This window comes from Rhodovibrio sodomensis, assembly GCF_016583645.1.
GTDB classification, from domain to species: Bacteria; Pseudomonadota; Alphaproteobacteria; order Kiloniellales; family Rhodovibrionaceae; genus Rhodovibrio; species Rhodovibrio sodomensis.
In genome coordinates, this window is record NZ_NRRL01000001.1 from 46,615 (window position 1) to 69,183 (window position 22,569).

The window sequence follows — 22,569 nt, forward strand, 5'->3', positions numbered from 1 at the left end:
AAAGGAGGGCTTTGTGAGCCGCCTGAACCGCAGCCTCGCCATCCTGATCGCCATCGCGATGCTGGTTGCCGTGTGGACGGCCGGGGGCGCGTCCGCGGAGTTGCGGGCGCCGGGGCCCCGCGACCCGCATCGCTACGCGGAGCTAACCTCGGAGCTAAACGAGAAGTTCGCCGAGCACTTCAACATGCACTTCGCGATCGACGAGACGGTCTTCATGACCTCGGGTCGGTGCGGCGAGCAGAACGCCTTCTACCAGGATCCCCCGGGGCCGCAGCGCAAGCCCACGATCATGATCTGCGCTGAGCTGGTCCACGACATCATGACCGAGTTCCGGTACGACGACCTGTCGCGCCGGCAGAAGAGCAAGGCCCTCGCCGGCAATGTCGCCTTCATCATCCTGCACGAGCTCGGCCACGCCCTGATCGACGTGCTGGATCTCCCGATCGTCGGCGAGCACGAGAACGCCGTCGATGAATTCGCCGCCCTGTTCCTCACCCAGCAATCCGACTTCGGTCTGCTGGTGGCGCGCTACTGGGCGACCCGCAACGACTTCGGAGACACCGGCCTCTTCAAGGGTCTGGGCGGTCCGTCCCGGTTCGCCGACGAGCACGACTTCGATCGCCAGCGCGCCGCTGACGTGCTCTGCTACAGCTACGGCTCGGCACCGCGCGAGCTCGCCTACCTCAAGCGGGAACTCGGGCGCAGCGCGACCCATTGCCCGCGCCGCTTCCGGGCAGCCGTGAAAAACTGGGACCGCCTGCTGCAGCCCTTCATGAAGGGGTGAGCACCACGAGCCGATCCGACGCACAGCCGCCGTCGGTGACGCTGAAGAACCGGAAGGTCGAGCATTGAAGCTTCTGGGCAGAATCGGCCTCCTCCTCGCCGCACTCTGGGGCCTCGCCCTGTTTTTCGGCGACATGACGACGACCGGAGACCCGGTGTACGAACTGGTCCGGGCACCAGAGTCGGAAGAGACGCCGCCATGGATGACGTCAGCCGTCTCTTTCTACCGCGTCAAAGATGAGACCGTCGTCGAGAAAGATGGGTTCGGCATAGAACGGTTCGATAAATGCACCGTTTATGACGAAACGAATTGGAAATGCACGTATGACGACGGTTCCGGTTCGTTTGGCATGGACGACGGCGATTTCTGGCGGAAACCCGAATGGCACGACTTCCGCGAAGTGTCACGATACGAGTACGTGATTATGAAGAAGGCTCATCCCGTTAAATCAGGTTGCTCAATATCTAGCGGTTCGGCCGCAAGGGGCCGAGCTTTACAACGATCCCTGGCCCGTCGATCAGGGCCTGCAGATCGCGGAAGAGTCTGTCGGCCAAATCTCGGTCCGAACCGGCTGTGCCGCGATCGGGCTGATCTATTTTCGGGAAAAAGGTTCGCGTCGCAGGCAGAAAAGCAATGCGCCGAAGGTCTATCGTGAACGCTTTGTTCTGACCAAGCTGCCGGGCCTTGGCCTCGGAAATGGCATAGACACCTGGCGGTCGCGCCCGGCCTTCCGGCCAGGGTTGAGATGTCGTGTACCCCAAAACGACTGCGGTACGTCCGCCGCTTGGCATTGTGCCAAACACAGACCGATGTGCGGACTCGGCCCAGGGGCATCGGGTGCTTCATCGTACGGGAAATTGCATATAACGAAGTCACCGGGCCGATATGGGCCCGGTGTGTCTGGGGGTGGCGCCATTAACGCCCGAGGAGTTTATCGATCACATACTTACGGCGCTCGAAGCTCTCATCCGACTCGCCGGGCTCTCGGGCTAGTTCGTACTGTTCGATGTCATCCGGCGCGGAGACATGAATAACCGTACGGCCCTGCTCAGCGCCGCTCTGCGGAGCGGGGCGATGAGGCGTCGCACTGGTAAAATTTGCACGCATGACGTTTCTGCTCATGGGTCATGGGTATCACATATTGGAGGGCAGCGCCATTAAGGATTGGTGTGCAATGCCTTGCCCCTGGCTTGTATATGGGGGTGATGCCCGCCTCTGGGAAGGTTCAATCCAAGGGTGTTGTCAAGCTCCAATGATTAGCTTGTACGGCGCGGGCTGGCTCACGCCGACGATGTCGAGCAGAGTGTCGAGAGAGCTCTTACGCAGGCGCCTTCGGTTCCAGCGGAACACGAATTCATCGAGATACGCCTGCAGGTGCTTCGGCCGCAGGCCGTGGTAGACGCCGAGCGCCCACCGTTTCAGCTGGGCGAAGACCCGGTGGATCCAGGACAGCACGATGTGCGCCGCCATAGATCCGATGACGATCGGTCTGTGGCCATGGTCCTGGAGTTCGCGGTAGGCGGGCAGACCGTCGCTGACGACCAAGCTGTTCGGCTCAATCGTGCTGCCGATGAACCGGTGCAAGGTCGGGCGATTGTAGTTCGGGATCGTTGCAAGGCGGATGCGCCCCGGCATGGTCGTCGGCAGGCCGTGTCGCTCGATGTCGCGGATTTCCACGGCGCCGACCAGCAGCATCTTGCCGAGAGCGCTGCGGCCCTGGCCGCCAGGGACCGGATAGGTATTGCGGCGGAACGGCAGTGACGCCTCGTCGACGTCCACGGTGCCGGTGAGCGGATCGCGATCCGGGTTCACCATTGCCCGCCGGATCTTCTGCAGCAGCAGCCAGGCATCCTTGTACGAGTTCAGTCCGACGGCCGGCCAGAGCTGCATGGCCGAAATGCCGTTGGAGTGGGTGACCACCAGGTGTGCGGCCAGAAACCACTTGCGCAGCGGGATCTTGCTCCGGTACATCACCGTGCCAGCGGTGACCGAGGTCTGCTTGTCGCACGCCTTGCATTGCCAGGTGTGCCGCTTACTCCGCAGGCGCCAGCCTTCGCCATCGCAATGCGGGCACACGAAACCGTCCGGCCACCGGTGCGTCGCCAGCGCGTGTGCGCAGGCGTCGTCGTCCGGGAACCGGGCGTTGAAATCAGTGAGCGCGGTCGGTCGGCTCTCTTTGTTCCAGCGGGCGGCCATAGCCCGCTACATTCGAGGCGCTGCCGGTCTCAGGTCAAGCCTTTTCGGCACAACATGTAGCCGCACCTGAGCCAACGGGATGAGCCGTTTATGAAGTGTAAATGGTGGTCTTTAGAGGGTGTTCTTGAGGGCGTCATAGGCTGCTATGCCGCCCCCTTTGTCGTGTAGCCGCGCCTCGCCGCTATTCTCGACCCCAACCTCGGCTCGGCGATGCACCGCCGCACACCGGGCTGTGTTTGTCGCCTTCGTAACTCATTAAACGAGCTTAAGTAGCAGGAAGGCCACCCAAGAGGCCCGTCCGGACGCGGGACGCCGTGTTCCAGGCGCGCCCCGCGCCCGGACGGGCATTTTTGTTTGATCGCGCAAATGAGAAGGCGCGCGGCGATCCCGTGACCCCGACGCATCCAAGAAGCGCCGAACCCATCTCCGCCAATGCACAACACACCCGCATCAAGGAGCCACTCGATGGACTTTGAGACCCAGTACCTGAACCTGCTGCGCGAGATCCGTGACAACGGCGTCGACAAGGGCGACCGCACCGGTGTGGGCTGCCGCTCGCTCTGGCTGCGCACGATCCGCCACGACCTCGCGAACGGCTTCCCGCTGCTGACCACCAAGCGCGTCTTCACCAAGGGCGTGCTCGCTGAGCTGCTCTGGTTCCTGACCGGCGACACCAACATCCAGCCGCTGGTCCAGCAGGGCGTCTCGATCTGGACCGACTGGCCGCTCGCCCGCTACAACAAGACGACCGGCTCTGAGGTCAGCAAGCAGATGTTCGAGCAGTGGATCGCCGAGGACGACCGCTTCGCCAAGAGCTGGGGCGACCTCGGCCCGGTCTACGGCAAGCAGTGGGTCGCCTGGGAAGGCATGGACGGCGAGAAGCACAACCAGATCCAGAGCGTCGTCGACACCCTGAAGACCGACCCGAACTCGCGCCGGATCCTGTTCTCCGGCTGGAACGTCCCAGACCTGCCGGACATGGCGCTGGTCCCCTGCCACGTCCTATACCAGTTCTCGACCATCGGCGGCCGGCTGAACGCAGCGCTCTACCAGCGCTCCTGCGACACCCTGCTGGGTGTGCCGTTCAACATCGCCTCGCTCGCCTTCCTGACCCACATGATCGCGCATCAGACCGGCTACGAGCCGGGCGAGATCGTCTGGGTCGGGGCGGACGTGCACCTCTACTCCAACCACTGGGAGCAGGTCGAGGAACAGCTGAGCCGCGAGCCGCGCCCGCTTCCCAAGCTGAGCTTCGCCCGAAAGCCGGACAGCATCTTCGGCTACACCCGCGAGGACTTCTTGATCGAGGGCTACGCGCCGCACGAGGCCATCAAGGCCAAGGTCGCGGTCTAACCCGCCGCATCTCCGTCCGGCCGCAACGGCCGGCCCCACACGCGCGAACCGAAACCAGACGAAAACGGCGCCTGTCCCAAGACAGGCGCCGTTTTTCGCTCCCATCTCCCATTCGCGTGCAGATAAACGGTCCTCACCGTGATCAGAACGCTCGCAAGGACCGTTGTTTCGAAGGAGATGCCGGGATGATCGACGTCCAGGTCAAGATACTCAATCCCAAGGTCCGTGACTGGGGCCTTCCCGCCTACGGCAGCGACATGGCTGCCGGCCTCGACCTCTATGCCGCGATCGACGCGCCGGAGACGGTCGCCCCGCAGGCTCCGGCCGTGCTCATCCCGACCGGGATCGCCGCCTACATCGGCGACCCCGGCTACGTCGCGATGATCTATCCGCGCAGCGGCCTCGGCCACAAGAAAGGCCTGGTTCTGGGTAACGGTACCGGCGTGATCGACGCCGACTACCAGGGACAGATCTTCGTCTCCGCCTGGAACCGCAACCCGACGGGTGAGCCGATCACCGTGCAGCCGGGCGACCGCATCGCCCAGCTCGTGATCCTGCCGGTCAAGCGCGCCACCCTGCGGTTGGTGACGGACTTCGAGACCGAAAGCGTGCGCGGTGCCGGTGGGTTCGGCTCAAGCGGCGTGGGTACGCCGACGGCCGCCTGATCCACCATCCCGCATTTCTCAGATCGGCCGACGGCCGCGTGGCCCCTTGCCCGGGCCGCGCGGCCCGCGCCCGCATTCCCGGAGACCCCCCCATGAGCGTGACAGCCGCGCCCGATGCCGTGCGCAGCATCGCAGCACAGATCGAGGCCACCCTGCCAGCGATCGAGGCCCGCATCACCCGCGAGCTCGCCGCCCCCGATCCCGACACGGTGTTTCAGCGAACCTACTCGGGCGGCCGCTACTTCGCCCGCGCACCGCGGATGTGCGACGTCGACCTGCTCGACATCGCACATCACCTGAGCATGCAGACCCGCTTCGCCGGCGCGACCCGCGTCTACTACTCGGTCGCCGAGCACTCGGTGCACCTGTCGCGGATCGTCCCGGCGGCCTACGCGCTGCACGCACTGCTGCACGACGGCCCGGAGTTCTGCCTGACCGACCTGCCGCGTCCGGTCAAGCTTGATAACCCCGCCTACGCGCGGCTGGAGGCGCTCAACGCCGAGGTCGTGCTCGGCCGCTTCGCCCTGCCCGCAGAGATGCCCGCGCCGGTCGCCCGGCTGGATCACGCGATGAACCTGGCCGAGGACCGGGCGCTGTTCCGCGCACCGATCTGCACCCGCGAGGTCATTCCCGCGGAGATCACCCAGATCCCGGAAATCGCGATTCAGGGCTGGGACTGGCGCACCGCGCGTGACGCGTTCCTGGCGCGCTTCGAGGAGATCACCGGCTTGTCGCCGGCCGACTTCCGCGGCCGGTCCGAGCGGGTCGTGTGAATCCCGACGCATAGAGGAGCCCCGCCATGCCGCGTTACAACCCCACCTGCCTCCCGGAGAGTGACCGCCTGCTGGACGACATGCTGCAGGCCTCCCTGGATCCCGAAAGCGATGCCCCGATCGGCCTGCGGATGTGGCTGCAGGCGCAGATCGAGGCCGGCCTGATGGCCAACCTCGATCCCAGTGGCGCCCTGACGGTCGTCAACATCCTGCCGGGCGGCGACCGCTGCCGGACCCTGGATGAGCTCGCGCCCCTGATCCGCGAGGAGCAGGGCCGGCTCGCCGCGGGCGGGCAGCAGGCCGCAGAGGTCCTTGGCCGTTGGCACGAGCACCTGCTGGCACAGCAAGCCGCCGATCACCGGCGCTTTGCCGCCTGAAAGCGCGCTGCTCCCCAGCGGAAAGCCAGCGGCCCCACCTTCGGGTCAGTGGGGCGCTGGATGAAGTCTTACCGGACAGCACGGCTGGGCGGCTGGGTCGCGGGCGTTTCCTGACGCACCCCAGCTGCCGACAGCCGTCGGCCCCGATCGAGAGTCGAAGAAAGCGAGAACGAGATGCGCGAGATCATCTGGGATACGGAGACCACCGGAACCAATCCCAACCATGACCAGATCATCGAGATCGGCATGGTCGAGATGGTGGATGACGTCTTGACCGGCGAGCAGCTGCATCTCTACATCCGCCCAACCGTGGAGATCCACGAGGAGGCGCAACGGGTCCACGGCATAACGATGGACCGGCTGCGCGACGAGAAGCCGTTTGACCAGCACGTCGACCGGATCCTCGCGTTCATCGGCGACGCGCCCCTGGTCGCGCACAACGCGCGCTTCGACATGGGCTTCCTGAACGCCGAGATCCGCAGGCTGATCGAGAAGTTCGGGCGCACCGACCTGTCGCCGATCCCGGACGAGCGCGCGATCGACACGCTGGAGCTCGCCCGCAAGCGCTTCCCCGGCGCGAAGCTCGGCCTCGACGCCCTCTGCTCCAAGTTCAAGATCGACAACGCTCACCGGAAGCTGCACGGCGCACTGCTGGACTCCGAGCTGCTCGCCGAGGTCTACATCGAGCTCAAGGGCGGCCGTCAACGCGCGCTCGACCTCGCGGTCGAGGAAGAGACGCGCTCGGCCACGCGCAACTGGGCCGCGCGCCCCGACCGCACGCCCCGCGTGCACCGCGCCAGCGCGGAGGAAATCGCCGCGCATCAGGCCTTCATCGACAAGAAGATCCCAAATTCCGTGTGGAACAACGCCTGACGCGGTCGTCCGCGCCCGCACAGCCCACACGCGGCCGCGGAGACAAGCGCGCCGCACCACGCGACCAAGGATCATCTGCCGTGAGCCAGTCCACCGCCCTGCCCGCCGCACTCGGCCTCGCCGCCCTGTACACGCCCGCCAACGACACGCCGGACCACGGGGAGGCGAGCCCAGCGCCACCGCCCGCCGGGCTCGTCACCCTGGACGCCCTCTCGGGCCCGGGCCCGATCCCACAAGCCGGTACGCCGGATGATGTGGTCGGCATGCCGGCGCCGGCAGAGGACATTAGCCGGGACTGGCTGATCGGCCAGCTGCTCGAGTTCGTCGACGGCTGCGTGCCCACCTTGATCCAGCACGGCGAGAGCGATCTCGCCAGCCAGGGCAAGGACCTGCTCGCCCGGCAGGTGCTGGATGACGCACGCAACCTCACCTGCGGTCTCGAGGACCTGGATGACTCGGTGTTCATGGAGGAGGCCGAGGATGGCCCGCCCAACACCGGAGATCCGCTGCTGGACGCCGCGATGAGCTTCGGGCGCGCCGAAGAGGCCGTCCGCGCCATGCAGGTGGTCGGCCTGGAGCCGAGCGCCAGCCAGATCGAGACGCTCGCCCAGTCCCGCCAGGCATTGATCCAGGTGGCCGCCGCCGCAGCAGCCGGCGAGCAGGGCGATCAGCCGGAGGCCGCCGCCCCGGCGGCCGACGAAACCGGTGCGCGCCCGACATCGGCGGACGAGACTGCTCAGGCCACCGTCGATGTCGCCGCCGCGACCCTGCGTGAAGACAGCAACGACCCTGCCTGAGCGCCGGCCCGGCGGTCTCGGCCAGGGGCCACCCGGAACGACCGATGACCGCTTCCCTCGCGCCGGTACGGGTAAATCTCTCCGGAGATCCACCCGGGAACGGCCACCACGGCGATGCCGATACCGGACAGGACCTGCTGCCGGCCGCCGCGTCGATGTTCGTCGACAGCTGGCTGCAGGCAGAATGGGACCGGGTTCCGCCCCGCTACGGCCAGCGCGGCCTCGCACGCATGGCGGAGCTGGGCGTCTCCTTCCGGGCGATCACGCTCTGCGGCACCCCGCGTCCGGCCCGTGTCGTCACCGAGGGGAGGCTGTTCCATTTCGCCGAGCTCGAGGGCGAAGGCGAGCGGATGCTGATCCAGCCGGTCTACGCGAGCGTGACTCCCTCGCTCTGGGTCGAGCCTCTGCAGCCGGCCGCGCTGATCGACCTGATCGCCTACCGCACCGACGCCCCGGATGACCTCTACACGCGGTGCGGGGAGAGCGGTCTCGTGCTGGGCATGAGCGAGATCCACGATGCCCAGCTGTTCGAGCGACCGCTCCCGGTCTTCCGGACGCCGCTCAGCTGGCTCGCCGCCGAGGGCGACGGCATCTGCGTGCTCGACTGGCGCTGGGCCGCCGGCATGCTCACCGGCGTCCCGCATCTGGTCGGCGAAGACCCCGAGCACGATGCGGAGATCATCGCCCATCTCACGACCCCGCCACCGAGCCGGCCCAGGGTCGGCCCCGTGAGGCCGGGCGAGGACGCTCCTGAGACCATGGCGCCGGCCGCGCCAGAGACGGACTGACGCCGCGATCACCCACCAGACCGGGATGCCGATACATGCCCATCGTTCGCACCCTCGACCTCTCAACCTCGCACGTGAAGTCGAGCGACCTCGCTCTGCTGGAATCCCACATCAGGCCGCCTGGCGGCGGCGAACGTGGGCCCGTCGCCGTCGACACGCGCGGCGAATACGGTTTCTGGATCAACGTCCCGACCGAGGACGCTCTCGCCGACACGGCCCAGGAGCTCCGTAAGGCCGGCTACTCTGATGCCTTCACCGACCTGCTCGCGAACGCGCGGGCACGCGGCTGCGAGGCGCTGTGCCTGGACTGCGACGCCGACGAGGAGGCCGGCCTCCCCACCTTCGAACACGGGTAAGCACCATGCCGATCGTCCGCGCCCTTGAGCTCTCCTCGTCCCACGTCGAGCAGGGCGACATGCAGGGGCTGATCCGCCACCTGAAGAAGCCCGACACCTGCCCGTTCATCCTGGACTCCCGCGGCCCGGTCGACGATCCCTACGGCGTTTTCCTCAAGCTGCCCGATCCGGCCGATCTGATGGAGCACATCCGGGCCGCGCGACGGCAGGGCTTCTCGCTGGCGTTCTGTAACGTCGTGGAGGCGGCATCCGCCCGAGGCTGCGCCTTCCTGATCCTCGACGGCGACGCCGACGTCGATCCGAGCCTGCCGACCCATCGCTGGTGACGGGTGCCCATGCCCAGACGCAGGCCTGCGTGGAACGACGGTGCCACCGCCCGATCATCGACGCCTTCCGGCGAGAACGAACACGGCAACTGGGATAAGCACGGCGGGTCACTTGCCGCGCGGCACCCGATCGTAAGCGGGGCCCGCGCGTCAGCCCCGCCTCCTCTCTCGCAGGGATAAGACCACCCTTTCAATCACAGGAGCCGGCGACCCCGCCGGCCATGGGAGCATGCACGACATCGTCCTCAACTGGTCGCGCGACGCCGACGGCGTCGCGCGGGCCGTCAACGCCGCGGGAAGCGAGTACGCGATCCGTCCGGGTCGCGGCGAGCTCGGCACCACCTACCTCGTCGAGGCCAATGGCGAAATCGCGCGCACGGCGCTCAGCCGCGAGGCGGCGTTGCAGGAGGTCCGCCGCCTGAACGCGCTCGAACTCGCGCTGACGAGCGACGCCCGCGCCCTCACCTGCCGGCAGATCTACGACGCCCGCACGGCCGCGGCGGCGGAACACCAGCGCCTCAGCCGGACCTGCGAAACGCACGGCGTGCCAAGCGACCTCGACCCGATCGCCGCCACGCTGCGGCGCCTGGAGCGCCTCCTCGCCGAGCTCGGCGCGAGCTTCCGGGGCAAGGCCTACGCCGCGCCCGCGCTACCGGCCTGATCGCCGGCCGCGACAACTCCGGCTTAAACATTCGACGGCCATCTTCCTGATGCGGTCCCATCTTCTCATTGGGACTCCGGTAGCTGGGACTCCGGGCCCGCAGTGCATCAGGAACAGGCCATGCCTTTCATCCAGACGACCGACTACAGCGTCCAGGACGGCGGTACCGTCGTTCAGATCCAGCCCGACGGCCGCCTGCTCTGGCTCACCCCCGACATGGGCGTGATCCTCGAGCGCAGCGTCGAGCAGGCGCCCGTACGCCGCGACACGATCACCCTGACCGGCGCGGCCTGGCCGAACGATCGTCCGCTGTCCGCGGAAGAGATCGACCAGGCAAAGACCGAGATCGCTGCCGCCTACGAGATCTGGAAGACCGACGTCACCTTCCGCTGATCGCTGGGTCGCCCAGGCGGCCACGTCGACCGATCCCCTATCCACCTGCATCTACCGCGCGGGAGCGCCCAGCATGTCTCAAAACGGCCTATTCCTGGTATTCGAAGGCGGTGACGGCTCCGGCAAGAGCAGTCAGCGCGACATCCTCGTTGAGCGCCTGAAGGCGCGCGGTCTGGACGTGGTCCCGACCCGCGAGCCCGGCGGCACACCGTTCGCGGAGGAAATCCGCGACCTGCTGCTGCGCGGCTCGATGGACAAGATGCACCCCAAGACCGGCCTCGGCCTGTTCGCCGCGGCGCGTGCCGAGCACCTGGAGACGCTGGTGTATCCGCACCTGGCGGCTGGGCGGATCGTGATCTCGGACCGCTTCGTCGACAGCACGTTCGCCTACCAAGGCAGTGGCGAGGGTTGCTCGATGGAGACCATCGCGGCCCTCCACCGCGAGCTGTGCGACGACGCCCAGGCGGACCTCACCATCCTGCTGGATGGCCCGGTACGCACCCTGCTGGAGCGGGCCCTGGGCCGGATCGCCGACACCGGCTCGCTCGAGGACCGCTTCGAGAGCGCGGACATCGCTTTCCACGAGCGCAAGGCGCAGTGCTACCGCGACCGCGCCGCCGCGGCCCCGGAGCGCTACCTGGTGGTCGATGCGTTGCAATCCATCGAGGCGATCGCCGATCAGATCGAGGCCGCCGTCCTGCGCCTGATCGAGAACCGGCGCATCGCCGCGGCATGAGCGCCCCGGCGCCCCGGGAGGCGGCAGACGCCGCCCGGCCGCTGCCGCCACAAGACGTGATCGAGCGCTACCTGAGCCAGGACTGTCACTTCCTGGCGCACGCGATCGCGACCCTGACCGGCGCCGAGCTGGGCGCCGTCGTCGCCGAACCGGAGCCTGCCGGCGATCGGCCGCGCGATCTGCGTCATCTGGTCGTGCTCGCCGGCCCGCCGGACTCCCCGATGGATCAGGTGCTGGACATCCTCGGGATGGCGCCGGCGGCCGAGCTACTCGACACGGACAGCTTGCCGGACGCCCGGATCGTCGCCCTGAACGCGGCGGAACTCAACTGGATCGACCAGCTGGTCGCGCGCGACCCGGCGCGCGCGGAAATGGCGGCCGTACACCGGGACGCCTGGCTTGCCGAGGAGATCTCCCTGCTTCGCGAGCGATTGAGCGAGCGCACCTAGACCCGTCGCTCAGGCAGTCAGGCGATCGACCTCGGCGCCCGGACCCGAGAAGACCGCGCCTTCCGTCGACGCATCTTCCAGCAGAGCGTCTTCGAGATCCGCTCCCTGAAGGTAGCTGCCGTCGAGGATCGCACCACGCAGATCCGCACCCGCCATCCTGGCCCCACGCAGATCACAGCCCGACAGGTCCGCGCCATCGAGCTTCGCGCGCTCGAGATTTGCGGGATAGGTCCGTCTGGTCGAACCGACGTTGTCGATCACCCCTAAACGGGCGCCTCGCAGCCTCGCGCCACTCAGGGTCGCGCGCTGAAGGTTCGCCCCCTCGAGATGCGCCCTTTCGAGATGGGCGAAGGAAAGATCCGCCGCGAATAGATCGCAGGCCGACATCTTGGCGTCGTTGAAGGTCCCGTGCCGAAGAATTGCGCGGCGGAACACCGCCGTGGCCAGGTTCGCGCCGGTCATGTCGACCCCGCTCAGATCCTGATCGCCGAAGTTGGCGCGGCGTCCCTCCGCCGAAGAAGACATCACCCATAGGGCGTGCTGCGTTCGGATCTCTGGCAGCTTGGCCAGCAGGTTAGCGCTCTGCCGAACCTTGGTGGCATAAGCCAGCTCGGGGCGCTGCAGCATGGCCGGCGGCATCACCGCGCCGCGCACGTCCGCTTCCATGAAGTCGGCGCCGTCGATCGCGGCGTCCGTGAGATTGGCGCCGGTCAGCGTCGCGCCGCGGAGCTTCGCCCCGGCAAGATTGGCGCCTGAGACGTTCGCCCCGACGAGGACCGCGTTCTGCAGATCGGCGTTGCTGAAGTCGACGCCGGACAGGTTCGCATCCGTGAAGTCGGCCTGGACGACGACCCCATCGGACAGGATCGCCCCTGAGAGGTCCGCGCGCTGGGCAATGATCAGCGTCAGGTCAAGACCGGCCTGGTTTCGACTGATGAATTGCATGTCGCCTTGTCGATCCACGCGCCCGAGCGTCGCCTGCCGGATGTCCGCGCCGGCAAGCCGAGCATCATTCAGCTGAGCCCCGCGAAGCGACGCCCCGCGGAGATCAGCCCCGCGCAGGTCGCAGAAGTTCATCGAGGCTGAACGAAGGTCGCAACCGAACAATACTGTCCGCCTGAGCACACAACCTTCTAGATTGCCCAGATGAAGAACCGACCCGGTTAGCTCTGCTTCTGTAAGGTCACGCCCGCGGAGATCAAACCCCTGTAGATCGTAAAAAACGGCGTGTAAACGCTGGCCATTGAGGCTCTTTTTTAGCCATCGCTCATGCCGGTCCAGCAGATCGTCGCACTCCTGTTGGTTGATTGATATCCACTCATTCCCCTCCATGTCCGTCATCGAGCGACCTCCGCAACGCTAGCCGGTTCCGATTACCGGGTCGACGCTAGCCGCCTCGACGTTAAAGTACGGTTATGGAATTACCTATTTCTGTCTATGAGATCGGTCGTCACGACACGTAAAGAGCAGGGCCCGAAGGTCCCCGCCCTTTGCCACCCGTCAACACGGTGGCCGCCTACGACGACGGCGCCCCCTCCAGCTCACGGGTCAGGCGATCGAACTCGCGCTGCAGCTCCAGGTTCTCGAACGGACGCAGGTCGGGCAGATCGAGCTTCATGATCGCCTCGAAGCTCTCGTCGGAAGAGCGCAGCATGTTGATTAGGTCGCTGGCCAGCTGGGCGGTCCGGTAGGTGTTGCGCGCCACGTCGACCCGGTTGTTCAGGCGGCTCAGCGCCTCGCGGATGGAATCGCGCTGCTCGATCAGGCGATCGCGGTAGATCGCCGCGGTACGCAGCGTCAGGTCCTGCGACTTGACGTTGTTCTCCAGCACCTTGCGCAGGCCCGGGTCACGCTCCCGGCGCAGCATCTCGCGCGCCTCCGCCTGCACCGTGCGCGTCTCCTGGGTGATCGTGCGCAGCTTCGCGAGGTAGGTCGAGTTGACCTTGTGCACGAACTCCTCGTGCATGAACGCGGCAACCTCGAGCATGACCGTGTGGATTCCGTAGTAGCGCTTGGCCACTTCCAGGCTCTCCCCGGTGTTCACCGTGGAGCGCTGCAGCTGGGTGTTGATGTCCTTCAGGTTCTCGACCATCGCCAGGATCTCGACGATGTCCTCCGCCGTCGCCATCGACAGCAGGCCCTCGACCTGAGCATCGGAGAGCGTGACACCGAGCCCGCGCAACCCTTCTGCGAAGGCCCCCTTCACCTCAGCCGCCTCGGTCTTGAGCTCGGCGATCTCCTCCTTCTCCGAGGCGATGTGCTCGCGGTAGGTGTCCTTGGTCGGCCGGACGATCTCGGTGAAGCGCTCCATTAGGGCGCTCATGGTGCCCTCGGCCGGCTCGGGCGCGCTCGCCATCTTGAAACGGTAGTCGTCGATCCGGTTGCGCGCCGCCCGGATCTGCTCGCGGATCGTTTCCAGGCGGGCGCGCTCATCCACCACCTCTGAGGTCGACAGGATGTCGGCAGCTTCCGCCATCAGCGCGTCGAGCCGGCGCTGGCGTGCCTCGCTCGCGCTGGCCTCCGCGGCGAAGTCCTCTTCCGAGCGATGCTCGACGAGGTCGCTCACCGAGCCCTCCGCCTCGGACCAGACCTGGGAGTTCTCGAGCGTGTCGGAAGCAGCCGCCGGGGCGGCAGCCAGGCCGAGGCCCAGCCCGAGCCCGAGGGTGGCGGCGACCAGCGTGGCGCTCAGCAGGTTCTTCATCACGTGCGCTCCATGATTTCGCGAGGGCGGCGTTCCAGCAAAGGCGGAGATCGTCAGCCGGCGCGTGGCACGCGCGGCGACCGCCGCCGATACGTCCTTATGGGGAATAGTGGTGTCGTTCTTGATAAATGGTTCACGAATTTCCGCCGGCGCCGCCAAAGCGTACCCTAAAGACCCACCTCCGGTCGGAAAGTGACAGCTGTCACCCGCCGCGCGCCTGGCGGGCGCGGCGCGCAGTCCAGGACCGTCCATCATCGCCCCTGATCGTCCATCAAGGGCGCGATGACTGGCCGGCCCGGCCTGAAATGCGATAAAAGGGACTGGACATGACCGAGCGCAAGTACGCGATCTACGACAGCGAGACCAGCGGGCCGCGGCCGCGCTACGATCAGATCTTCCAGCTGGCCGGCATCCTGACGGATGACAGCTTCGCGCAGGTCGATCAGCTCAACATCCGCGCGCGCCGGCTGCCCTACGTGCTGCCTGGCCCGAAAGCGCTCGAGGTCACCAACATCGACCCCTACTCGCTGGACTCCCCGGAGCACTACAGCCCGTACGAGTTCGCGGTGGAGGTGCACGAGACCTTCCAGCGATGGGCGCCTGCGGTCTTTCTCGGCTACAACTCGATCGACTTCGACGAGGAGATCGTCCGGCAGATGTTCTGGAGCAACCTGCTCCACCCCTACATCACCAACACCAAGGGCTCCATGCGCGCGGATCTGCTGATCATGATGCGCGCCTACAGCGCCTGCCAGCCGGGCGCGTTCGTGATCCCGAAGAACGACGAGGGCAAGGACAGCTTCCGCCTGGAGCACATCGCCCCTGCCAACGGCTTCGAGAACATGCAGGCCCACGACGCGCTGGGCGACATCTACGCCACCGCCTTCATGGCCAAGGTCTGCCAGCAGGCCAGCCCCGAGCTCTGGGAGCACCTGCTGAAGCTCTGCCAGCCGCGCGGATGCGACGAGATCCTGAGCGCGCCCACCTGCAAGCTCGTCACCCACTTCGGCGTGTCCGAGACGCACCTGGTGACCCGGCTGGCGTCCAACCCGACCAACCCAAAGCAGGTCTGCGTGTTCGATCTCTCGGTCGATCCCACGCCCTACCTCAACCTATCCGCGCGCCAGATCGCGGAGCGGATGAGGACCGACTTCCGCATCCTGCGGACGGTCAAGACCAACAGCCAGCCGGTGCTTTTCCACGAGGGCGACAAGCTGGCCCCGGAGGTCACCGCGGAGGTCACGTCCGGCGAGTCGAACGCGCGTCTCATGGCGATCAACGATCACCCGACCTTCAAGATCCGCGTTGCCGAGGCGCTCAGCATCCGGGCGAGCGAATTCGAGGCGGCCCCGCACCTCGAGGCCAAGATCTACGACGGCTTCCCGTCGCGCGATGACGAACGGCTGATGCGCGAGTTCCACGAGGCGGCGAGCTGGCCGCAGCGCAAGGACATCGTTGCCCGGCTGCAGGATTCCCGGATGAAGCAGCTGGGCGTGCGCATCCTGATGAGCGAGGCCCCGCAGGTCTTCGACCCGGCCTACCGCGACAAGGTCAAGCGCGGGATGCTCGAAAACCGACTGATGCCGCCAGCCGAGGCCGACCTGCCGTGGGAGACCTTCGCTTCGGCGCGGGCCGGGCTGGCCCAGGTCGACGACCCGGAACTCCGGGCCCGCATCGAGACCTGGCTCGACGAGCAGGAAGCGGCGGCTCAGGCCGTTCTGGCCGCCTGAGCCGTCTCAATCCCGGGCAGAAGACCGCGCTGACACCGAAACCGGGCAGGGTGCTGAGAGGCCGGCGCGCCTTTCAGCCTCATCTTGCCCGCTGTCTGGGCAGGTCTAAGCGCTCGCGGCCTTCTTGCCACCGCCCTTGGCACCACCGGACTTGCTGCCGCCCGCCTTGCCGGTCGACTTGCCGGCCGCTTTGGTGCCGCCGGACTTCGTTGCGGCGGCCTTCGCGCCCTTGGTGCCGGATGCACCCTTGGTGGCTCCGGTCCCGCTCGCCTTCCCATCGGCGGACTTGGTCTTGGTCTCCGTGGCTGCGGATTTTCCCGCATTGGCGGCGGTTTTCGTGCCGGTTGCCTTCGTGCCCGTGGCCTTCGTCCCCGTGGCCTTCTGGGCGGTTGTCTTGGTTCCGGAAGCCGCCGCGTTGTCTGCACTCGACCCGCCGCTCTTCGCGGTCCCGCCTTTCGACGTCCCGCCCTTCGTCGCCGATCCACCCGCGGCCTTGCCGCCGGAAGCCTTGCCGCCTGTGCCCTTGCTGGCTGCCGCCTGGCCCTTCGACGCCTGCGCGCCGCCCCCGGACTTGGCCTCCGTGGTCGTGCCGCCGCCCGACTTGGCGCCCTGCGACTTGGCCCCCTGCGACTTGCTGCCGGCAGACTTGCTGGCCCCGGTCTTGGCCGTGGCGGCCTGGCCGCTCCCAGACTTCGCCGAACCCGACTTCGCAGAACCAGACTTCGTGCCGCCGGATTTCGCCTCGGAGGACTTGGCCGTGGTCGCGGCCTTGGCGCCGCCGGTCTTGGCTGAGGCCGACTGGCTGGACTTAGCGGTCGCCCCGGATCCGGCCTGCTTACCGCCCCCGCCGGCGGCCGCCGCCTGACCTGCGGCCGCCTGCTGTGCGAGCCGACGCGCCTGACTCTGTTTGCCGCCGCGGCTGGCCACCTCGGTTGTCTGGAAGCCGACGTCCTGCGCGATCCGCTTACGCAGACGCGAGTAGCTGGGCGCCACCATCGGATAGTCCTCCGGCAGATCCCACTTCTCACGGTACTGCGCGGGGGTCATGCCGAACACCGCGTCGAGGTGCCGCCTCAGCATCTTGAGCTTTTTACCGTCCTCAAGACAGATGAGGTAGTCCTCCTGGATCGACTCCTTGGGATCAACCGCCGGGTCATAGGGCGGGCGCTGCGGCCCCTTGGTGCCGGGCTGCAGCATCCAGCCGGTCTCCGGCGAGGCGGTGCGCGCGGTCATCGGCGGCCGGGCCGGCGCCGCAACTGCCGCTCCGGCTTGCGCGGCCGGCTGGCTGACCTCCTGTGTTTGGGTCGCGGCCGTGGCCGCATCGTCCAGTCGGCGCGCCTGCTGCTCGGTCTCGATCAGCGCATCGGTGGTGTCGCGGATCGCCTTGGGCAACTCCTTGAGGTCGATCTTGCCGTGCCTGAGCTGGTCCTGCACGAGCTCCAGGACGCGCTCGGTCAGCCAATGCGCGGGGCTCTGGCCACTGCTCTTGTTCGCCTTCGTATTCGCCATTTCCTGCCTTGCTCCTCACGCGTCTCTGATCGCTGCATTACCCTTGCGGCCGCGCACGGCAACGCTCGGGACGGCGCCGTGGACGCGGTCGTTCAACGGACGTCGCCTGGATAATCGGACAAAACGGCCCGTTCGGCAAGCGGGACACAGTCATAATACACCTTTGTGAAATGATTTGCCTCTTGGATAGTGTATTTCCGATCGAAGCTACCTATTTGTGGGCGCGAGAACCGGCAGGGCGCTGCACAATCGACGCGCCAGGACCGGTTTACGAACCCATTTTCAAACCAGCACCCACCCTCGAAAACGGCGAGCCCAGACCATGACGATGACCCTTCCCGGTATGACCCCGACCGATTTTCCGCCGGGTGCGATCGGTGGCCCGGTCGAGGCGCAACTGCCGGACGGGGCCTTCTCGGGCCTGGCGCTGATCGCCGAGGCACCGGGACGCGATGAGGTGATCGGCGGCCGTCCGCTGGTCGGCGACGCGGGCCGGCGGTTCGACCGTGCGCTCGAGGCGGCCGGCGTGGATCGCGGCACCTGCCTGGTCGCCAACCCGTTCCGCTACCGCCCGGAGAAGAACCGCATCGGCTGCTTCTTCGCGACCCGCCGCCGGGCTGCAAATGATGGCCTCGACATCAACACCGACTTCTGGCCGGCGCCCGCGGGCTACGTCATCCATCCGCACGATGCGGACGTCCGGCACCTCTGGGACCTGCTCCGCCAATACAAGCCCGCCGCGATCGTCGCGCTCGGTAATACCGCGCTCTGGGCCCTCACCGGCCGGGCGGGCGGCGTCACCAAGCTGGCCGGCGCGTGGCAACCGACAGAGGTCTGCCAGGGGCAGGTCATGGTTACCTACCACCCCTCCTTCATCGGCCGGAAACACGACCCGGCGCTCGAGGCGGCCTGGACGGACCACATCCGCCAGGCCTGGCACCTCGCCCGCGGCTGAATTTCACAGAGGATCCAGCAATGACCCAGGACGTCCAGACCCCGGTCCGCCGGCCGATCGAGAAGACCCGGCCCAAGCGGCCCCAGCGCTACGTGGTCGTCATGCTGAACGACGACTTCACGCCCGCCGAGTTCGTCATCGATCTGCTGCAGCGCGTCTTCCAGAAGGATCGCGAGGAAGCGATCGCGACAACCTTCTCCATTCACAACAGCGGCCGCGCGCCGGTCGGTCTCTACCCGCACGAGATCGCTGAGACCAAGACCGCGCAGGTCCATCGCGCCGCCCAGCAGAACGGCTACCCGCTTCGCTGCGAAATCTCCCCCGAGTAGCGGCCCGGGCAACGGATTTTCAACGAACCATCCATAGGATGCACTTACACATGAGCCTGAACCAAGAAGCCAGCCAGACCGTCCAGCAAGCCGAGCGCCTCGCGATCGACAAGGATCACGAGACGATCACGCTCGAACACCTGCTCCTGGCCCTGCTGACGACGCAGAGTGCGCGCGAGCTGATCGAGCTTGCCGGCGCCGACGTCGAGCAGATGTCCGACGAAGTCATGGACTACCTCGACCGCGAGCTTCCGGTCAGCCAGGTCACCGTCGAATCGCGCATGGTCATGCCCTCCGAGCCCTACCAGCGAGTGATGGAGTACGCGAACATGGCCGTCGAGGGACTCGGCCTGCAGGAGATCGATCCCTGCTCGCTCCTGCTGGCCCTGTTCCACGAGAAGCAGTCGCACGCCGTCTACATCCTGCAGAACCACGACCTCAGCCAGCAGACGCTGCTCGCCGGCTTCCAGAAGATGCGTGCGCGCAACGGCGTCGCCCGTCAGGTGGTCTCCTCCCGTGGCCAGACAACGGCCCCGGCCGGCGGTGAGCCGGAGGACGACACTAAGGCGACCGGCTCGGCGCTGGAGAGCTACTGCATCGATCTCTCGCGCCGTGCGGCGGAGGGCCGGATCGACCCGGCGATCGGCCGCGAGGTCGAGATCGCCCGGGCGCTCAGGATCCTGTCGCGGCGGACCAAGAACAACCCGGTCCTGGTCGGCGACCCCGGCGTCGGCAAGACCGCGATCGCCGAGGGTCTGGCGCTCAAGCTGGCGGGCGACACGCAGGTCTACGCCCTCGACCTGACCGCGATGCTGGCGGGCACGCGCTTCCGCGGCGACTTCGAGAGCCGCATGAAGAGCGTGATCACCGAGATCTCGCAGCAGCCCAACGCGATCCTGTTCATCGACGAGATCCACACCCTGATCGGCGCCGGATCGGCCAACCACGGATCGCTCGACGCCGCTAACATCCTGAAGCCGGCGCTCGCCCGCGGGGAGCTGCGCTGCCTGGGGGCAACCACGCACACCGAGTACCGGAAGTACTTCGAGAAGGACGCGGCGATGTCGCGGCGCTTCCAGCCGGTGTCGGTCGACGAGCCGAGCGAGGAGGACGCGTTGGCGATCCTGCGCGGCCTGGAGAGCCGCTATGCGGGCCACCACAAGGTGAGCTATAGCCCGCAGGCCCTCGAGGCGGCCGTGAAGCTGTCGGCCAAGCACATCCGCCAGCGCCGCCTGCCCGACAAGGCGATCGACCTGATCGACGAGGCCGGCGCCCGCGCGCGCCTGGCCGGCGAGACTGAGATCGACAAGGCCGACATCGAGGCGCTGGTCTCCGAGGTCGCCCGGATCGAGACGGCGAGCACCAGCTCCGACGAGCGCAACCGCCTGGAGCAGCTCCCGGCCCGGCTGAGCGAGGCCGTGTTCGACCAGGTCCCGGCGATCACGACGGTCACCGACGCGGTGCACACCGCCCGTGCCGGCCTGCGCGACCACGAGAAGCCGATCGGCAGCTACCTGTTCGCCGGCCCGACCGGCGTGGGCAAGACCGAGCTGGCGCGCCAGCTGGCGCTCAGCCTCGAGATCCCGCTGGTCCGCTTCGACATGAGCGAGTACATGGAGGCCCACTCGGTGAGCCGGCTGATCGGCGCGCCGCCGGGCTACATCGGCTATGACAACGGCGGCCTGCTGACCACGGCCGTCTCGGAGAAGCCCGACTGCCTGCTGCTGCTCGACGAGATCGAGAAGGCTCACCCGAGCCTGTTCAACGCCCTGCTGCAGGTCATGGACTACGGCACGCTGACGGACGGCACCGGACGGGTCGTCGACTTCCGGAACGTGATGTTGATCATGACCACCAACGCCGGTGTGGTCGCCCAGGACACCGCCCCGATGGGCCTGGTCCCGCGCGATCCGCAGGCCGAGGCGGAGGAGGCCGCGGACCGCGAGCTGGAAGCTCTGTTCTCACCCGAGTTTCGCAACCGGCTCGACGAGATCGTCCGGTTCGGGCCGATCACGCGGGCGACCACCGAGCGCATCGTCGACAAGCTGATCGCGGGCCTGGAGAGCCAGCTGTCGGATCGCGAGATCCGGCTGACCGCGAGCGACGCGGCGCGCACCCGCCTGGCCGATCTCGGCTACGACAGCGCCAAGGGCGCCCGTCCGCTCGGCCGGGTCTTCGAGCGCCAGGTCAAGCGTCCGCTATCGAAGTTGCTGCTGTTCGGTGATCTGCCAGCCGGCAGCCTGGTCGAAATCCGGGTCGAAGGCGACGAGATCGTCGTCCAGCCGGAGGCGGTCAGGACACCCGCCGCGAAGACCCGCCAGGACGAGGCGGTGCCGGCCTGAGCCGCCACACCCTCGCCGCCAAAACCAAGTGAGCAACGACGCCCGGGAGCCCGCGCTCCCGGGCGTATCGTTGTGCGGGAGCGCTCCAAACACCCCGAGGCGCCCGGTCACGCCGCGGTTTCGAGCAACCTGCGGCGTGCCGCCTGTGCCGCCTCCGCACCCCGATCCATGGCATTCTGGGCCGTCTTCGGATCGATCCAGAACCACTCGCTACCGCCGGCGGCGCGCTTTTCGCCCGGTAGCTGTTCCAGCGCAATCGTCTCGGCGAACGGCGCGATCGGAGCGTCGCGCGTGCCCAGCAATCGCAGTGGAAAAGGATTCCCAGTCTGCAGGTCGCTCAGACGCTGGTTCGGATCCGAGCCGGTTGTGTATCCGATCTTGATCCACCCTGGCAGGCCGTCCGCATAGGCGGCGTAGAGCTGGCCATCGTGCTTGCCGTCGCGCACGACCGTATAGGAAACGTCCGCCTCATCCAGAAACCGCATCAGCTTGCCGGCGATGTCCCGACCGCGGTCACGTTCCGAGCCCTGCCGCGCGAGCCGGCGTTCACGCGCAGCCCACCGATCGTCAAGGTGCCAGGGGCCGAGATCCTCGCCCTCGACCACCGCATTGAAGTACCGCGCGACTTTCGGGTTTGCCATGCTGAACTCGGTGCGCAACGTGCTCAAGCTCCGGTGGGCGCTCGCCAGCATCCGGGTATTGATGTTGACGCCGTCGAGCGCGAAGCGCGTCCAGGCTCTGCGCAGCGGGTAGGCCATGAGGTGGGTGATCGCGGGCTGCGCGCCTCTCGAGCCCTCATCCTTCTCCTCGAATAGCCAGGACATTCCGTCCGGATCGAGCTCGGCCCACCAGAGATCGCCTTCGCTATAGGTGACCACTCGGCCACCCATGGTCTCGTGGAAACGGATCACCGCATTGCGGTAAGTGGTCACCGTCTTACGGTCGGGAGATTGGCCGCCATGCAGACCGGTAAGGATCCGGGTGATCTCGTCGCGAAGCGCCTCGTCCTCTCCGTCGAGGTAGCGCTGGTAGGCATCCGGGGGCCGGTGCTTGAACACGACCCTGTTGGCCAGCGCGTGGCCGAAGCACGCGTTGCCAGAGCCCATGAGCACGCGGAACACCGGCGTCTCAAGCGCCATGAATCGCCCCTCGCTACGATCGTCTGCCTACTTTCTGCCCGCGTCGCGCCGTGGCACGGCCCGTCCCCAGCGGGCAACCCCGGGGCGATCGATCATGTCGCCAGGACCAAAACCGAATCAACAACCCCAGATCCGGATCAGACCCTTCCTCCAAGCGGCGTTTCTCGATGAACGCCGCTTGGACGAACGGTCCTCGCAAGAGACGCGTTCAAGGCGCGCGGGCGCCCGCCGGCGCCGCCCCGCGGGATCGCGGGGTACGGCAAAGCCCGCACCCGGAGTGACGTCCCGAGAGAGTCATCCGTCCCAGAACCCGGACGGCCGGCCCTGTCGGGGTAAT

24 protein-coding genes are annotated in these 22,569 nt (G+C 67.1%); 19 read left to right on the forward strand and 5 right to left on the reverse strand.

Annotated features, from left to right (window positions below; translation table 11 throughout):
* The first annotated feature begins 13 nt into the window (after positions 1 to 13).
* Together CKO28_RS00235 and CKO28_RS00240 are read left to right on the forward strand one after the other, a co-directional pair.
* Positions 14 to 784: a DUF4344 domain-containing metallopeptidase gene (locus CKO28_RS00235; RefSeq protein ID WP_200338483.1), complete on the forward strand. Its 771-nt coding sequence runs from the start codon at positions 14 to 16 to the stop codon at positions 782 to 784.
* 64 nt (positions 785 to 848) lie between these two features.
* Positions 849 to 1,439 (forward strand): hypothetical protein, encoded by a 591-nt coding sequence (locus CKO28_RS00240; protein WP_200338485.1) that lies wholly within the window; start codon positions 849 to 851, stop codon positions 1,437 to 1,439.
* Positions 1,440 to 2,026: 587 nt separating this feature from the next.
* On the opposite strand, the gene CKO28_RS00245 is transcribed toward CKO28_RS00240, so the two are convergent.
* A complete protein-coding gene (locus CKO28_RS00245; RefSeq protein ID WP_200338487.1) occupies positions 2,027 to 2,980 on the reverse strand; it encodes an IS1595 family transposase in 954 nt (317 codons plus the stop codon).
* 465 nt (positions 2,981 to 3,445) lie between these two features.
* Between CKO28_RS00245 and CKO28_RS00250 the strand changes: the two genes are divergently transcribed.
* The 13 genes from CKO28_RS00250 (at position 3,446) to CKO28_RS00310 (ending at position 11,527) form a co-directional block, all read left to right on the forward strand.
* A complete protein-coding gene (locus tag CKO28_RS00250; RefSeq protein ID WP_200338489.1) occupies positions 3,446 to 4,333 on the forward strand; it encodes a thymidylate synthase in 888 nt (295 codons plus the stop codon).
* Positions 4,334 to 4,518: 185 nt separating this feature from the next.
* Positions 4,519 to 4,998, forward strand: coding sequence for a dUTP diphosphatase (dut, locus tag CKO28_RS00255; protein ID WP_200338491.1), 480 nt, complete (start codon positions 4,519 to 4,521; stop codon positions 4,996 to 4,998).
* A 92-nt stretch (positions 4,999 to 5,090) separates the two neighbouring features.
* Positions 5,091 to 5,771 (forward strand): HD domain-containing protein, encoded by a 681-nt coding sequence (locus tag CKO28_RS00260; RefSeq protein WP_200338493.1) that lies wholly within the window; start codon positions 5,091 to 5,093, stop codon positions 5,769 to 5,771.
* A 26-nt stretch (positions 5,772 to 5,797) separates the two neighbouring features.
* Positions 5,798 to 6,148, forward strand: coding sequence for a hypothetical protein (locus tag CKO28_RS00265; protein ID WP_200338495.1), 351 nt, complete (start codon positions 5,798 to 5,800; stop codon positions 6,146 to 6,148).
* A 174-nt stretch (positions 6,149 to 6,322) separates the two neighbouring features.
* Positions 6,323 to 7,021, forward strand: a complete 699-nt coding sequence (gene dnaQ, locus CKO28_RS00270; protein WP_200338497.1) for a DNA polymerase III subunit epsilon — start codon at positions 6,323 to 6,325, stop codon at positions 7,019 to 7,021.
* Between the two features lie 80 nt (positions 7,022 to 7,101).
* The gene (locus CKO28_RS00275; protein WP_200338499.1) at positions 7,102 to 7,818 is read left to right on the forward strand and encodes a hypothetical protein; all 717 of its coding nucleotides are present in this window, start codon (positions 7,102 to 7,104) and stop codon (positions 7,816 to 7,818) included.
* Between the two features lie 44 nt (positions 7,819 to 7,862).
* Positions 7,863 to 8,606, forward strand: a complete 744-nt coding sequence (locus CKO28_RS00280; protein WP_200338501.1) for a hypothetical protein — start codon at positions 7,863 to 7,865, stop codon at positions 8,604 to 8,606.
* 35 nt (positions 8,607 to 8,641) lie between these two features.
* Positions 8,642 to 8,962: a DUF5983 family protein gene (locus CKO28_RS00285; protein ID WP_200338503.1), complete on the forward strand. Its 321-nt coding sequence runs from the start codon at positions 8,642 to 8,644 to the stop codon at positions 8,960 to 8,962.
* 5 nt (positions 8,963 to 8,967) lie between these two features.
* Positions 8,968 to 9,288 (forward strand): DUF5983 family protein, encoded by a 321-nt coding sequence (locus CKO28_RS00290; protein WP_200338506.1) that lies wholly within the window; start codon positions 8,968 to 8,970, stop codon positions 9,286 to 9,288.
* Between the two features lie 229 nt (positions 9,289 to 9,517).
* Positions 9,518 to 9,949, forward strand: a complete 432-nt coding sequence (locus CKO28_RS00295; RefSeq protein WP_200338508.1) for a hypothetical protein — start codon at positions 9,518 to 9,520, stop codon at positions 9,947 to 9,949.
* 120 nt (positions 9,950 to 10,069) lie between these two features.
* The gene (locus tag CKO28_RS00300; RefSeq protein WP_200338510.1) at positions 10,070 to 10,342 is read left to right on the forward strand and encodes a hypothetical protein; all 273 of its coding nucleotides are present in this window, start codon (positions 10,070 to 10,072) and stop codon (positions 10,340 to 10,342) included.
* Between the two features lie 73 nt (positions 10,343 to 10,415).
* Entirely contained in the window at positions 10,416 to 11,078 is a 663-nt protein-coding gene (gene tmk, locus CKO28_RS00305; RefSeq protein ID WP_200338512.1) for a dTMP kinase, read from the forward strand.
* Positions 11,075 to 11,527, forward strand: a complete 453-nt coding sequence (locus tag CKO28_RS00310; RefSeq protein WP_200338514.1) for a hypothetical protein — start codon at positions 11,075 to 11,077, stop codon at positions 11,525 to 11,527. The genes tmk and CKO28_RS00310 overlap by 4 nt, the downstream gene beginning before the upstream one ends.
* 9 nt (positions 11,528 to 11,536) lie before the next feature.
* Here CKO28_RS00310 and CKO28_RS00315 read toward each other — a convergent pair whose 3' ends face one another.
* Together CKO28_RS00315 and CKO28_RS00320 are read right to left on the reverse strand one after the other, a co-directional pair.
* Positions 11,537 to 12,868 (reverse strand): pentapeptide repeat-containing protein, encoded by a 1,332-nt coding sequence (locus tag CKO28_RS00315; RefSeq protein WP_200338516.1) that lies wholly within the window; start codon positions 12,866 to 12,868, stop codon positions 11,537 to 11,539.
* A gap of 175 nt (positions 12,869 to 13,043) precedes the next feature.
* Positions 13,044 to 14,228: a hypothetical protein gene (locus CKO28_RS00320; protein ID WP_200338518.1), complete on the reverse strand. Its 1,185-nt coding sequence runs from the start codon at positions 14,226 to 14,228 to the stop codon at positions 13,044 to 13,046.
* A gap of 326 nt (positions 14,229 to 14,554) precedes the next feature.
* Between CKO28_RS00320 and CKO28_RS00325 the strand changes: the two genes are divergently transcribed.
* Positions 14,555 to 15,958 (forward strand): exonuclease domain-containing protein, encoded by a 1,404-nt coding sequence (locus CKO28_RS00325; RefSeq protein WP_200338520.1) that lies wholly within the window; start codon positions 14,555 to 14,557, stop codon positions 15,956 to 15,958.
* Between the two features lie 105 nt (positions 15,959 to 16,063).
* Here the strand turns inward: CKO28_RS00325 and CKO28_RS00330 are convergent, their stop codons facing one another.
* On the reverse strand, positions 16,064 to 17,467 hold the full coding sequence (locus CKO28_RS00330; RefSeq protein WP_200338522.1) for a MucR family transcriptional regulator: 1,404 nt from the start codon (positions 17,465 to 17,467) through the stop codon (positions 16,064 to 16,066).
* Positions 17,468 to 17,789: 322 nt separating this feature from the next.
* Between CKO28_RS00330 and CKO28_RS00335 the strand changes: the two genes are divergently transcribed.
* The 3 genes from CKO28_RS00335 to CKO28_RS00345 are packed head-to-tail and all read left to right on the forward strand — an operon-like array spanning position 17,790 to position 21,093.
* Positions 17,790 to 18,422, forward strand: a complete 633-nt coding sequence (locus CKO28_RS00335; RefSeq protein ID WP_200338524.1) for a uracil-DNA glycosylase family protein — start codon at positions 17,790 to 17,792, stop codon at positions 18,420 to 18,422.
* A gap of 20 nt (positions 18,423 to 18,442) precedes the next feature.
* Positions 18,443 to 18,751, forward strand: coding sequence for an ATP-dependent Clp protease adaptor ClpS (locus CKO28_RS00340; RefSeq protein ID WP_200338526.1), 309 nt, complete (start codon positions 18,443 to 18,445; stop codon positions 18,749 to 18,751).
* Positions 18,752 to 18,801: 50 nt separating this feature from the next.
* Positions 18,802 to 21,093 (forward strand): AAA family ATPase, encoded by a 2,292-nt coding sequence (locus tag CKO28_RS00345; RefSeq protein ID WP_200338528.1) that lies wholly within the window; start codon positions 18,802 to 18,804, stop codon positions 21,091 to 21,093.
* 107 nt (positions 21,094 to 21,200) lie between these two features.
* Here the strand turns inward: CKO28_RS00345 and CKO28_RS00350 are convergent, their stop codons facing one another.
* The gene (locus tag CKO28_RS00350; protein ID WP_200338529.1) at positions 21,201 to 22,232 is read right to left on the reverse strand and encodes a GIY-YIG nuclease family protein; all 1,032 of its coding nucleotides are present in this window, start codon (positions 22,230 to 22,232) and stop codon (positions 21,201 to 21,203) included.
* Positions 22,233 to 22,569 lie beyond the last annotated feature (337 nt).